General features: G+C 62.5%; 12 protein-coding genes. 4 read left to right on the forward strand and 8 right to left on the reverse strand.

Annotated features, from left to right (window positions below; genetic code table 11):
* From PRI8871_RS10175 to PRI8871_RS10195, 5 genes are all read right to left on the reverse strand, one after another.
* Nucleotides 1-954 (reverse strand): SMP-30/gluconolactonase/LRE family protein, encoded by a 954-nt coding sequence (locus PRI8871_RS10175; RefSeq protein WP_108886115.1) that lies wholly within the window; start codon nt 952-954, stop codon nt 1-3.
* Entirely contained in the window at nt 951-1,907 is a 957-nt protein-coding gene (locus PRI8871_RS10180; RefSeq protein WP_108886116.1) for an ABC transporter permease, read from the reverse strand. Before PRI8871_RS10180 ends, PRI8871_RS10175 begins: the two co-directional genes overlap by 4 nt.
* Nucleotides 1,904-2,869, reverse strand: coding sequence for an ABC transporter permease (locus tag PRI8871_RS10185; protein WP_108886117.1), 966 nt, complete (start codon nt 2,867-2,869; stop codon nt 1,904-1,906). Before PRI8871_RS10185 ends, PRI8871_RS10180 begins: the two co-directional genes overlap by 4 nt.
* On the reverse strand, nt 2,862-4,373 hold the full coding sequence (locus tag PRI8871_RS10190; RefSeq protein ID WP_245897824.1) for a sugar ABC transporter ATP-binding protein: 1,512 nt from the start codon (nt 4,371-4,373) through the stop codon (nt 2,862-2,864). The genes PRI8871_RS10185 and PRI8871_RS10190 overlap by 8 nt, the downstream gene beginning before the upstream one ends.
* Before the next feature lie 65 nt (nt 4,374-4,438).
* Nucleotides 4,439-5,524 carry a sugar ABC transporter substrate-binding protein gene (locus PRI8871_RS10195; protein WP_108886118.1) on the reverse strand — a complete coding sequence of 362 codons (1,086 nt, stop codon included), beginning with the start codon at nt 5,522-5,524 and terminating at the stop codon, nt 4,439-4,441.
* A 257-nt stretch (nt 5,525-5,781) separates the two neighbouring features.
* On the opposite strand from PRI8871_RS10195, the gene PRI8871_RS10200 reads away from it, so the two are divergent.
* Nucleotides 5,782-6,807, forward strand: a complete 1,026-nt coding sequence (locus PRI8871_RS10200; protein WP_108886119.1) for a LacI family DNA-binding transcriptional regulator — start codon at nt 5,782-5,784, stop codon at nt 6,805-6,807.
* Here PRI8871_RS10200 and PRI8871_RS10205 read toward each other — a convergent pair whose 3' ends face one another.
* Together PRI8871_RS10205 and PRI8871_RS10210 are read right to left on the reverse strand one after the other, a co-directional pair.
* A complete protein-coding gene (locus PRI8871_RS10205; protein ID WP_108886120.1) occupies nt 6,808-8,145 on the reverse strand; it encodes a histidine kinase dimerization/phospho-acceptor domain-containing protein in 1,338 nt (445 codons plus the stop codon).
* A complete protein-coding gene (locus PRI8871_RS10210) occupies nt 8,142-8,804 on the reverse strand; it encodes a response regulator (RefSeq protein ID WP_108886121.1) in 663 nt (220 codons plus the stop codon). Before PRI8871_RS10210 ends, PRI8871_RS10205 begins: the two co-directional genes overlap by 4 nt.
* A gap of 153 nt (nt 8,805-8,957) precedes the next feature.
* Here PRI8871_RS10210 and PRI8871_RS10215 point away from each other — a divergent pair, with 153 nt between their 5' ends.
* Genes PRI8871_RS10215 through PRI8871_RS10225 form a run of 3 tightly spaced genes read left to right on the forward strand, consistent with a single transcriptional unit; the run spans nt 8,958 to nt 12,544 of the window.
* Nucleotides 8,958-9,428, forward strand: coding sequence for a DUF2271 domain-containing protein (locus PRI8871_RS10215; RefSeq protein WP_108886122.1), 471 nt, complete (start codon nt 8,958-8,960; stop codon nt 9,426-9,428).
* A gap of 4 nt (nt 9,429-9,432) precedes the next feature.
* A complete protein-coding gene (locus PRI8871_RS10220; RefSeq protein WP_181389434.1) occupies nt 9,433-11,634 on the forward strand; it encodes a PepSY domain-containing protein in 2,202 nt (733 codons plus the stop codon).
* A complete protein-coding gene (locus tag PRI8871_RS10225) occupies nt 11,615-12,544 on the forward strand; it encodes an FAD:protein FMN transferase (protein ID WP_108886124.1) in 930 nt (309 codons plus the stop codon). The genes PRI8871_RS10220 and PRI8871_RS10225 overlap by 20 nt, the downstream gene beginning before the upstream one ends.
* A gap of 65 nt (nt 12,545-12,609) precedes the next feature.
* On the opposite strand, the gene PRI8871_RS10230 is transcribed toward PRI8871_RS10225, so the two are convergent.
* Nucleotides 12,610-12,921 carry a cupin domain-containing protein gene (locus PRI8871_RS10230; RefSeq protein WP_108886125.1) on the reverse strand — a complete coding sequence of 104 codons (312 nt, stop codon included), beginning with the start codon at nt 12,919-12,921 and terminating at the stop codon, nt 12,610-12,612.
* Nucleotides 12,922-12,932 lie beyond the last annotated feature (11 nt).

Consider the following 12,932-nt stretch of genomic DNA (forward strand, 5'->3'; position numbering starts at 1 on the left):
TCAGGCTCCTTTGTTTTTGGCCAGTCGCAGCTGAGCTGCATCCCGGCGATTTGTGCGCACCCGCCAGACCTTGTCCGATGACGTAATGAACATGTCTGTTCCCTCCGATCCGCCGAAACACAGGTTGGCGGTTGGTGCGGGCATCAGGATCTTTCCCAGACAATGCCCTATCTGGTCAAGGCAACGCACCCCATCCATTGCGCTGGTCCAGATATATCCTTCGTGATCGACCCGAAACCCATCGGGCACGCCCGGTTCGATCTCGGCCAGAACGCGGCCATTGGACAGGGTCGTGCCATCAACATCGAAGGCGCGGATGTGATGCGGCAAGCTATAGTCAAAGCCTGGAAAGCTGGCCCCTTTGATCGCGCCGGAATCCGCCACGTAAAGCACGCTTTCATCCGGCGAAAAGGCCAGCCCGTTGGGTTTGTCGAAATCGGTGACAGTGGCAGTGATCTGACCATCTGGCGTGACGCAGAACACATAGCAGCCGCCGATCTCGCTCTCGGCCGGGTAGCCTTCGACGTCGGAATTGATGCCGTAAGGCGGATCGGTGAACCAAACAGACCCATCAGACCGCACCACCACGTCATTGGGCGAATTCAGGCGCTTGCCCTGATAGCTGTCGGCGATGACCTCAACCGCCGACAGATCGTTCGGGTCCAGACGCCGGATCACCCGCCGTCCGCCATGTTCGCACGACACCATGCGCCCTTCGGTGTCCAGCGTGTTGCCATTGGCAAATTCGCTATTCTCAAGCGCCACGCGCACGCCTTTGCCGGGCTGCCAATGCAGCATCTGCTTGCCGGGGATGTTGTTAAAATACAGCCCCCCATCCAACCAAACCGGGCCTTCGGTCCAGATATAGCCTTCGGCAATCAGCTCGGGCGCGGTGTCGGTGTCGATCATCTGCGCAAAGGCGGGATCAAAGGACTGGTAGCCAGGGTTTGTCATGATGCAGCCTTTCTGCGCAGGTTTTGGAACAATAGAACGCCAAGGATAATCAGGCCAAAGATGATGCTGCGCCACGCGTTCGAGATTTGCATAACCGACAGGATCGAGGTCAGCAAAGTGATAAACAGCGCCCCGCCGATGGTGCCAGCCAAGCCTCCGCGCCCCCCAAGGATCGAGGTGCCGCCAATCACCACCGCCGCGATTGTGGGCAGCAGGTAAGGATCGCCCATCGACTGATAGGCCTGATTGGCATAGCCTGCCAAAAGCACCCCGCCAAGCGCCGAACAAGCGCCCGCCAGCGCGAAAGCGGTAAAGATCACCCGCGGCGTGCCGACGCCCGATAGGAAGGTTGCCTTTTCGTTATAGCCAATCGCCGCCAGATAACGGCCAAAGCCGCTTCGACCCAGAAACAGGGTCAGCCCGGCGGTCAGCGCCATCCACAACACAAAGGCCACCGGCAGACCCAGCAGATGGCCCGAGGCCATCCAGACCATGGTCGCGCTAGCCTCGCCCTTGGGGTTGAAGCCGCCAGTGTTCAGCACCGCCACGCCCAGCAGCATGGAATTGACCGCAAGCGTCCAGACCATCGACGGGATGCGCATGATCGCCACACCAAACCCGTTGATCACCCCGATCAACGCGCCAAACAGCAAGGCCGCCGGAATGGCTATTGCCCCAAGCAGCGCATCGCCACTGCCGACCAGAGCGGTTGACATAATCGCCGCGCCGCCCACGACCCAAGGCACCGACAGGTCGATATGCCCCAGCAGAATGACAATGGTCGCACCCATGGCAATCACGCCCAAAAAGGCCGAGATTTGAAGCTGTTGTCCCAAATAGGTCAGCGTCAGGAACTGCGGATAGACAAGGCTGCCGCACAGGATCAGGGCCACAGCCCCGATGAACGGCACCAGCGTGTCGGTGTCGGGTTTCGAAAGTCGCAGGCTGGTCATCGTCCGAACACCTCTAGTCTGTTGCGCACGCGCAGAACATCTGCCCCGCCGATGGAAATGGCGCCCGCAAGGATCAGCCCTTCGACAAAGGGTTGCGCCAAGGGCGGCAGGCCGGAAAAGAACATCAGCGCACCGATGGTCTTCAGGATAAACGCCCCCGCCATCGCCCCGATCAGCGATCCAACCCCGCCGCGCAGGGCCACGCCGCCCAAGACGACCGCCGCAATGGAATTGAGCGTGAAGTTCGGCGCAATCCCCGCATCGCCCGTGGTGGTCACAAAGCTGAAGTACAGCCCCGCCAGCGCGGCAAAGACCCCTGCCAGCCCAAAGGCCGCAATGCGGATCAGGCGCACATTGATGCCCGATTGAAAGGCCGCCTGCTCGGACGAGCCGACGGCATATAGCCCCATGCCCAGCCCCGTCCGGCGCAGCGGCAGCCAGAACGCCACCACCACCAGCGCCCCGAGGATCAGCGAGCTCGGAACCCCGCCCAGATCAAGCGTCATTGCATCGGCCAGATCATAGTCAATCGCCCCGCCCGGCGTGGGCCGCAGGATCAGCGCCAGCCCCACCAGAACGGACGCCGTGGCCAGCGTGACCACGATGGGCTGAATGCGGCCAAAGACGATGAACAAACCATTGACCACTCCGGCCAGCAGGCCCGCGCCGACCACCAGCAAACAGCCGAAAAACAGGTCAATCCCGGTCCCGCCAAGAACGTGCGAGGCAAGGCTATTGCACAGCGCCATGATCGCCCCGACCGACAGGTCGATGCCGCGCACGATCACCGCAAAGAACTGCGCCGCCGCCGCCAAAGCCAGGATCAAGCATTGATTGCCCCAGATGGTCAGAACATAGGTCGATGCGCCGCGCGGATGTGTGCCCAAGTACAAGGCCAAAAGCAGCACCAGAACCGCCACCGCGATTGTTTCGCGCCGGTTCGAACGTAGAAAGTCAGGCATGGGAAGCCTCCGAAACGGCCATGTTCATCGTGGCGGCAAGGATGTTCTCGGCGGTGACGTCATCGCCGGACAAGTGCCGCACGATCCGGCCATCGTAGAAAATATGGGTCTCATCACATAGGTGGATGAACTCTTCGTAATCGGTGGACAGCAGCAGGATCGCCGTGCCTTGATCGGCCAGTTGTCGCAACAAGCGATAGATCTGCGTCTTGGTCTTGACGTCGATCCCCCGTGTTGGGTCCGCCAGCAGCAGGCAGCGCGGTTTCAGTGCCAGCCATTTGGCCAAGGCGACCTTCTGCTGATTGCCGCCCGACAATTGCCCGACCGGCTGATCGAGCGAGGCGCATTTCAGTTCAAGCGCGTCGGTAAAGGGTTGATAAATCGCGGGATCTTCGGCGGCGACGCCCGGCACGCCAAGCGCGGCCAGTTCCAGATTACGCGCGATGCTTTGATCCAGGATCAGAGCCTCGGTCTTGCGGTCCTCGGGCACCAGCGCGATGCCCAGTTCGGGCGATTTCGCCGCCTCAGGCGTGGCGATGCGCACCGGATTGCCGCCGATACGGATCTCTCCGGCCGTGCCTTTCAGCAGGCCAAACAGCCCTTGAAGCACGCGCGATTGGCCCTGCCCGTCCAGCCCGCCCAAGCCCACGATGGCCCCGCGCCGCAGGCTGATCGAAACATCCTCGATCCCGCCGGGCCAGCCGAACCCGTCAAGGCGCAAAACCTCATCCCCTGGCGGGGTGCTGCGTTTGGGCGGGAAAAGATCGTCGATGCGCTGGCCCACCATCTTGCCAATGATCGCACCATAGCCGTAATCGCCATTGCGGAAGGTGTCCACGTGGCGGCCATTGCGGAACACGCTGATCTTATCGGCCAGCGCTTCGATTTCATGGAACCGGTGCGAAATGAACAGAACGCCGATGCCACGCGCGGTTTCTTCGCGGATCATCGCAAAGACCTTGTCCACCACCGATGCGTTCAGGGCCGAGGTCGCCTCGTCCAAAATCAACAGACGCGGGTTGCGGGTGATCGCCTTGGCAATCTCGACCTGCTGGCGTTCCGCAAGGCTGAGGTCGGCCACGCGAGCCGACATGCGAATATGCCCGCCATCAATCCGCGCCAGAACGGCCCGTGCGGGCGCGACCACGTCGCGGCGCAACCGGCCAAGCCCGGTGCCGGGCGCGCCCAGCATCAGGTTTTCCAGCACCGTCAAATCCGGAACCAAGGACAATTCCTGGAACATACAAACCAATCCACGCGCCACGGCGGCGGCGGGGTTGGGCAAGGTGCAGGGCTGGCCATCGACGCGAACCTGTCCTTCGGTCGGTTGGATCACCCCTGCGATCAATTTCATCAGTGTCGATTTGCCTGCGCCGTTTTCGCCCAGAACGGCGTGCACCTCGCCCGCGTGGCAGGCGAAATCCACCCCCTCCAACGCGGCAGTTGCGCCGTAATGTTTGCTGATGCCGACAAGCTCGACGATTGGGTTTTGGTCAGGGCTCACCTGCACCTCCGTCAACGAAAAACCCCGGCGCGGATGGGCCGCGCCGAGGCCAAGTGCCTGTCAAATCAGTTGTTATCAGCCGACTGGCCCAGCAGCTCTTCGGGCGTGAACGGCTCAAAGCATTCGGCAAAGCCGGTGCCGGTGTTGAACGATTTCGGCAGATCCGGGAAGTAGTTGACACCCGGTGCCAGATCTTCGGCCTTCACCTGCGGGATCGGCAGAGCAAGGTTCTGCGGCAAGGTGTGGCCTTCCAACAGGGCAACCGCCGCCTCCAATGCGATGGCCGACAGCGCGGGCGATTGGCTGGCCGAAACGCCGGGGATGTTCAGCTCATCCATCAGCATCCGCACACCGTTTTCGGCATCGACGCCCATCGGCACAATCGGATGACCCGCCGCCTGCATGGCGTTGATCGTACCGGCCGCACCGTGCTGCGAGACGACGCCGTCAAACTGCCCATGCGTTGCCAGCGCGTCCGAGACGACCTTCTGGCTGGTGCCGGTGTCCCAGTTGCCCACGACTTCGACGATTTCCAAACCTTCGACCTGGCCCAGTACCTCCATCATGCCAACGCGGCGATCACGGTCCGTGGCATTGCCCGGCAAACCGTTGACCATAAGGATTTTTTTGGCCTTACCGCCAAGCGCATCCATCACGGTCTGGGCCTTCAGATGGCCAAGGCCGATCTGGCTTTCGTTGACCATCACGACCTTGTCGCTGTCCAACACGTTGTCAAACGGCACCAGAACCGTGCCTGCGCGGGCGGCGCGGCGGATGACCGGCTCAAACGCGGTGGGGTTCACGGCGATGAAGGTCACCGCGTCGTATCCAGCGGCGATAAAGTTGTCGATTGCGGCGATTTGCGCGGCGCTGTCATTGCCAACCGAGACGACTTTGAAATCTTCGATCTTGGCGGCGTTTTCCGGGCGTGCCGCCCAAGCCTTGGCCGACTGGATCGCCTGAATGCGCCAGTCATTGCCCGCGAACCCGTTCACAAAGGCGATTTTGTAGGGGCCGTCCTTGGCCTCATAGCTGATTTCGCCCGAACCCGGTGCCGCTGCAAAGCATTCAGGGCGATAGGTTTCGGCCGCAAGACTTCCTGCGGCGGCCAAGGCGACCGCCGTTCCCAGCAATACAGATTTGAATGTCATTTATTCCTCCCATTGCGGCCCGTATGGCCGCCTACTCCAACGTTGGTACGCAAATCCGCTCCAAAGATTTGTTTACGTAAACAACAGATACCATCTATTGTGTTTACGTAAACATGAGTCAACCGTTTTCTTGCACTTCCAAGTGGAGGCTATACCCCCGCACTCAGCGCGACCTTGCGTCCATTGGCGCAACCGCTTTGAAATGATACGAGGACCAAACCCCTTTTCGCCCAACCCCGAAACACCCCGCAGAGCCGATGAGCACAAAACAGTTTGGCAAGACCAAAGCAGGCACTCGCGTGACCATGCATGACGTTGCCGCCCGCGCGGGTGTCAGCCAGATGACCGTGTCGCGTGTGATGCGCGATGCGGGCGCGATATCGCCCGAGGTGCGCAAAAAGGTGGTGAAGGCCGCCGCCGAAATTGGCTATGTTCACAATCGGTTGGCGGGCGGAATGCGCACAACGACAACGCCGCTCGTGGGCGTGGTGGTGCCGACGCTTCAGAACCGTGTGTTTACCGAAGTGCTGACCGGGATCAGCGATGCGCTGGCCACCCAGGGCATCCGCCCGGTGTTCGGCGTGTCGGAATATTCGCTTGAGGCCGAAGAGGCCTTGGTGCTGGATTTCCTGTCATGGCGGCCGCGCGGTCTGGTGCTGGCGGGGCTTGAACACACCGACACCGTGCGGCAGATGATCGCCGCCGCCGATATCCGCGTGTCCGAAGTGATGGATATGGACGGCGACCCGATCATGGCAAGTTTCGGTGTCTCGCAGGCCGAGGCGGGCCGCGATATGGCGCGGCACATGCTTGACCGCGGCTATCGCAGAATCGCTTATGCCGCCTCGCAAGGGGGGCGCGACAAGCGGGCGGGAAAACGGTTTGAGGCCTTTGCCGCCGTAATCCGCGACGCGGGCGGCCAGATCGTTGATGACATCACCGCCGAAGATCCGTCATCGCTGGTGCTGGGGCGGCAGTTGACCGGCACGTTGCTGGCGCGTTCCTGCCCCGACGCGATTTACTTTTCCAACGACGATCTGGCGGGCGGCGGCTTGATGCATTGTCTGGCCGAAGGCATCAGCGTGCCTAAGGATGTGGCCTTGGCCGGGTTCAACGGGCTGTCGTTTCTTGAGGCCCTGCCCCAGCGCATCACCACCACCGCCACTCCGCGCTATGAGATCGGGCGCGACGCAGCGCTGTTTGTGGCCGATCCAAGCCGCCCCGCGCCGGACGGCGGGCGTCAGGATTTTGGCACGCGGCTGATTGTCGGCAACACCACTTGATCAGAAGGTAAACTTAACGGTGAACCGTTGGGCATCGCCATCTTGCGGCGCGGTGATCTCTAGGCCTGAGTTGCTGCGTTCGGCAATCACATGCGCGATGGACAGGCCAAGCCCGCTGCCATCCCCGGCCCCGTCGCCACGCGCAAAACGCTGGGTCACACGTTGCAGCGTGGCGGCATCCAAGGGCTGACACAGGTTGCTGACGCAAAGCTCATGCGTATCGGTCAAACGGACATCGACAACCGATCCCGGCAAACGGTGACGCAACGCATTTTCCAGCAGATTGCGCAGTAGAATGCCAAAGGCGTCCGCGTCCAGATCCGTCTTGATCGGGTGATCGGGCAGATCAAGGCGCAGCGCCTCGCCCTCGCCCTGCCGGGCGAAATCATCCACCAGCATCGACACGACGGGCCGGATGTCGATCTTGGTATCGACCCGCAGACGGGCACCTTCGGCCCGCGCCATCTGCATCAGTTTTTCAGAATAGCGGTTCAGGCGTTTCAGCGTCGCCTCAATATCGCGGGCACGGGCGACAGCTTGGGGATCGCGGCTTTCGGCCTGAAGGCGCTGCGCTTGGGCAATGGCCCCGGCAACCGGCGTGCGCAACTCATGCGCGGCATTGGCGGCAAAGCTGCGTTCGGCCTCAAATGCGGCCTTCAGACGGGCCATCAGGGTGTTGGTGCTGGCCACAACCGGCACCAGTTCGCGCGGCATATTGCGCACCGAAATTGGCGACAGGTTGTTCGGCCCGCGCTGCGCCATGTCCTGCCGCAGGTGGTCAACCGGGGCCAGGCCGCGCCCGACCACGCCAAAAATACCCAGAAACGTCAACGGGATAACCACAAACAAAGGCAATGACAGCCCCATGATCGCGGCCACCGCCAGTTCTTTGCGCTCGTGCAGGGGCTGGGCTACGGCAATCAGCGCCTGCGACCGGCGCGATACATCCACGTAAAACCGGTGCACGGCATCGGTTGAAAACCCGCGCTGCGCAGGTATGGCCAGATCCACCCAACTGCGCGATTGCAGCAGGATGCGGCCATCGGCGGTTGTGACGATAAAGGCAATGTCGCCGCTTTCCCGGTCCAGCCGCTTGATATCCACGCGCTTGCGGTCGTCGTCGTCGTCATCGCCCCCGCGCCCTTCGCGCAGGTCATGCAGCACGATGGGCAGGATGCGTTCGGCGGTGGCGCGTAGATCGCGGTCCATCATCCGCGACATTTCATTGATATAAAGCCGCCCGGTCATCACTGCCGCGCCCAACCAAAGCACGCAGACCACCGCCCCGACGACAAAGCCGATGCGCAGTTTCAGCGATAGGTTTTCCGGCGTTTTCATGACGCTTTGCCCAAACGGTAGCCAAGGCCGCGTTCGGTTGCGATGACCCAGCGGCCCAGTTTCTTGCGCAGATGGCTAACATGCACTTCGATGGTGTTCGACCCGATTGTGTCGTCAAAACTGTACAGCACATCCTCAAGCTGGGTTTTGCCGACCACCTGATTGGGCCGCTGCAGCAGCGCCTCAAACACCGCCCATTCGCGTGAGGTCAAGGCCACCGCCGCACCGTCTTTGAGCACGGTGCGCCCGGCCAGATCCACCTCTAGCGGGCCAAGGGTGATGAACGGGTTTGGGTTTCCGGCATAACGGCGCGACACAGCGCCAATGCGCGCGGACAGTTCGGCCAGATCGAAGGGTTTGACCAGATAGTCATCGGCCCCTGCCTGCAATCCGGCGATCCGGTCCGAGATCTGGTCAAGCGCAGTCAAAATGATCACCGGGGTCACATCGCCTTTGGCCCGCAGGGTTTGCAGATACCCAAGGCCGCGCCCGTCGGGCAGCATCAGATCCAGCAAGATCAGATCGAAGGCTGTGCCTGTGACCGCAGCCTCGGCATCGCCAAGGCGCGTGACATGATCCACCCCATGCCCATCGGCACGGATCTGGTCGGCCACAGCCGCGCCCAGCACTGCATCGTCTTCGATCAATAGAACGCGCATTGCGTTCGCCTCCTGCTATCCCGTCTTGGTTCATGACACGCCAAGCTGAAGCGAAGCTGAAGCAATATCTTTTGGCACTTCAGGAAGGCTTCAGTTTCGCGCGCAAAACCGGTCAGGCCGGGGATATGCCCCCGACTCACTCGGAGACAAGTTATGAAACCAGTATACGCCGCTTTGGCCGCATCCACCGCCCTGACCCTGCCCGCCATGACGCAGGCCGCGCAGATCACCTTGGACACGGATATGCGCCGGTATGGCGGCGAAGATGCCTATCTTGCCTATTACATCACGGATGCAAACGGCAAATATGTGCGCCATCTTTGGCTGGCCTCGGGCAAATCGCGCTGGTGGGACTCGCTCAGCAGCTGGTACGCCGCCACGCAAGGCAGTTCGTCCGAAATCGCCGGGCTGTCTGGCGCGTCAGTCGGCTCTGGCCGGTCGCTGAGCGTGACGGTCGATGTTGAGGATGCGCTGATCAACGCAGGCTATCAGATCCGCGTCGATGCGGCGGTCGAACATATGCCGCGCAGCCCCGCCGAAATCATCGTGCCGCTAACCGATGCCGCCGCAGGCCAACCCGTTGCCGGGCGCGGATATATCGCCACCTTCACCTTCGACATGTAATCCCATGATCCGCAGCATCCACCGCCTGGCCGGATTGGCCGCCGCCATTGTCTTGATCGTCGTATCCCTGACCGGGGCCATCCTGTCGGTCTTTCCAGTTGTCGCAGCCGACCGCACCGCGCAACCGCTGAACGCGGGCGCTTTGATTGAAGCTGTGCAACTGTCCGTACCGGGGGCCGAGCAGATCACCGTCGATGACAATGGCGCCATGACCGCCGTGCGATTTGGTGCCGAGGGTCTAGAGCAGCTGCGGATCAACCCCGCCAATGGCGAGGTTCTGGGGCCAGTCACGGCCAACGGCGTTGAGCTTTGGTTTGAAAACCTGCACCGGGCGTTGTTTCTGTCGGACACCGGCCATATCGTCGTGCTGATCGCCACGGCGGCGATGATCGCGCTGTCAATCTCGGGGTTGTTTCTGGCGGCGCGGCGTCTGGGCGGCTGGCGCAAGCTGCTGTCGCGGGATCGCGGCGCAGGCGCGGGCAAGCTGCATCTGAAACTGGCGCGGTTCGCGGTGGTTGGTCTGCTCATCTCGTCTGTGTCGGGGCTTTGGATGGGGGCGTCAACGCTTGGCCTGATCCCCGAAGTCGCGCCCTATCCTGATTGGCCGACCAGCGTCAGCACCGGCCTCAGCCCCGCAAGTGAGCTGCCTGCCCTGACAGCCATTCCCGGAGGCGAGATCCGCGCCATCACCCTGCCCCGCACGGGCCTGCCCGATCAAGCCTATCTGGTCGAAACCGATGCAGGTGCGGGCTATGTCGATCCCGGCACGGGCGAGATGCTGACTTGGGCGGACCGCGATGGCTGGTCGCGTGTGATGGATGTGATGCACCTTTTGCACACCGGTCAGGGTGCATCATTCCTAGGGTTGATCCTTGGGCTTGCCTCGCTTGGCGGTGTTGGGCTGTCGGCTACTGGCGGGCTGATCTGGCTGGACGGCAAAACCCGCCGCCGCCGGGACAGCGTGGCGAATGCCCCTGCGCATCTGGCGAATGTGGTGATCTTGGTCGGGTCCGAAGGCGGCAGCACTTGGGTCTATGCCCGCGCCTTGGCCAAACGGCTGACGGCGGGCGGCACTCCGGCGCATGTGGCCGCGCTCAACGATTATACCGCCGCGTCTTATGCCACGGCAAAATCGATCGTCATTATGGCGGCGACCTATGGCGACGGCGATGCGCCCGCCTCGGGGGCGCGGTTCTTGGCCGAACTTGCGGGCCAGTCGAAACTGCCCAAAGCGCCAGTGTCCATCGTCGGATTTGGCGATAGCAGCTATCCCGCCTTCTGCGCCTTTGCGGGCCAGATCGCCCAAGCGGTACATGACCGTGGCTGGAAACAGCAGCTAGAAGCGGTCAAGATCGACCGCCAAGCGCCGCAACAGCTTGAGGATTGGGCGCGCGATTATTCTGAGGTGACGGGCTTTGACGTGACGGGTTTTACCGACGACCTGCCCGCCCGTCAGACCACACACCTGCGGCTGGTGTCCAAGCAGGTCTACGGCGAACATGCCCAAGCGCCGACCGCCGTGTTGCGCTTTGCCCGCCCGCGCCCCAGCCTGACAGACCGGCTGCTATCGCGCGGCTTTGCCGGATACCGCGCGGGCGATTTGCTTCAGGTCGTGCCCGATGGCGACACACGCAGCCGCGCCTATTCGCTGGCCTCGGGCAGCCGCGACGGGTTCATTGAGATCTGCGTGCGCAAACAACCGGGCGGCCTGTGTTCATCCCAGCTTTTGGCGCTGGAGCCCGGCGACAGCATTGAAGCCGCAGTCCAGGTCAACCCGACTTTCCATAGCGACCCAGGCAAATCCCCGCTGATCCTGATCGGTGCCGGTGCCGGGATCGGGGCCTTGGCCGGGTTCATCCGCGACAACCGCCGCAGACGGCCAACCGCGCTCTATTTCGGGTTCCGCAATCGCCAGGACGGCCTGCCCTATGAGGACGAGCTGACCCAATGGCAAAAGGACGGGCGCTTGGCCGCGCTGGACCTTGCCCTGTCGCGCGGCAGCAAACCGCGCTACGTGCAGCAGGCCTTGCTGGATGATGCCGACCGGTTGACCGATCTGATCGCGCAAGGCGCGCGGGTGATGGTCTGCGGCGGGCGCGAAATGGGCGCGGGTGTGCGCGATGCGCTGGACCGAATTCTGACCCGCGGCGGCAGTTCGCTGAGTGCTTTGCGGCAAGAGGGGCGCTATGTCGAAGATGTGTTCTGATCTGATCCGCCATGACCTAAGCGGCGCAACCATGGGCACGCGCTGGCACGCGCAGCTTTGGACCGATGCGGATGCCGCGCCGGGGCTGACGCAGGCCATGCAAAATGCGGTTGACCGCGTCGATGCGCAAATGTCGCTGTGGAAACCGGATAGCGATCTGAACCGCCTGAACGCCGCGCCGGTCGGCGCTTGGACCGAACTGCCCGCCGAAATTATGACGGTGCTGGACCGGGCCTTGCAGATCGGTCGCGCCTCTGGCGGGGCGTTTGATATCTCGGTCGAACCGGCGGTGCGGGCTTGGGGCTTTGGCCCCGGCACTGCGGATATGGACCGCGCCCGCGATTTGTTGTCCGAAACCCGCCACCGCCCGGCGCATGAGGTGCTTGAGCTGGACCGGGGTCGCGGGGCGGCCCGCAAAGCCGCCCCTGCCCGGTTCGATCTGGGCGGCATTGCCAAGGGATACGGCACAGATTGCCTGATTGCGGCGGCAATGGCCCAAGGGACCACGGCGCTGACCGCTGGTATTGACGGTGATTTGCGCAGCATCGGCTTGCGGCCCGACGGCACGGCATGGCCCGTTGCGATTGAGGCACCAGACTACGACCGCCGCGCCGCGCATTCGTTGATTGAGCTGACCGATATGGCCGTCGCCACCTCGGGCGATTATCGCCACTGGGTGCAACTCGGCGACAAACGTCTGTCGCACACGATCAACCCGCGCCTTGGCTCGCCGCTGACCACCTCGCCTGCATCGGTGACCGTACTGGCCGAGGAATGCATGAGCGCCGATGCATGGGCCACAGCGCTGATGGTCTTGGGCGCTGAGGACGGCAACACCGTGGCCCGCGCCCTTGGCATCAAAGCGATGTTTCTGGAACGGCCCGGCGGCGAGACGCAGCCTGCGGCATGAAAAACGCCGCGCACCCCCATTTGTGCGCGGCGTTCTAACCCAATCCAGCCAAGGCCGGACACTCGTTACAGAAAATCGTCCCGGCGCGGGGTGAAGCAATCCACCAATTCGCCCGGCTCCAGACAGACGCAGCCATGGACTGCGCCCGACGGAATGACGAAACTGTCGCCCGGTCCGACCTCGAATTGCTCGCCGCTCATCTCAAACCGGAAGCGGCCTGAATTGACATAGGTCGATTGCACATGTGGATGGCTGTGCAGCGCGCCTTCGGCCCCTTCGGCATCAAACCGGAATGAGACAACCATCAGCGACGCATTGTCGGCCAGCACCTGACGGCGCACATTTGGCCCGGCCTCAACCACTGGAAAATCGGACATCTCCAAAGCTC

It is taken from the genome of Pseudoprimorskyibacter insulae (genome assembly GCF_900302505.1).
Taxonomy (GTDB): Bacteria; Pseudomonadota; Alphaproteobacteria; order Rhodobacterales; family Rhodobacteraceae; genus Pseudoprimorskyibacter; species Pseudoprimorskyibacter insulae.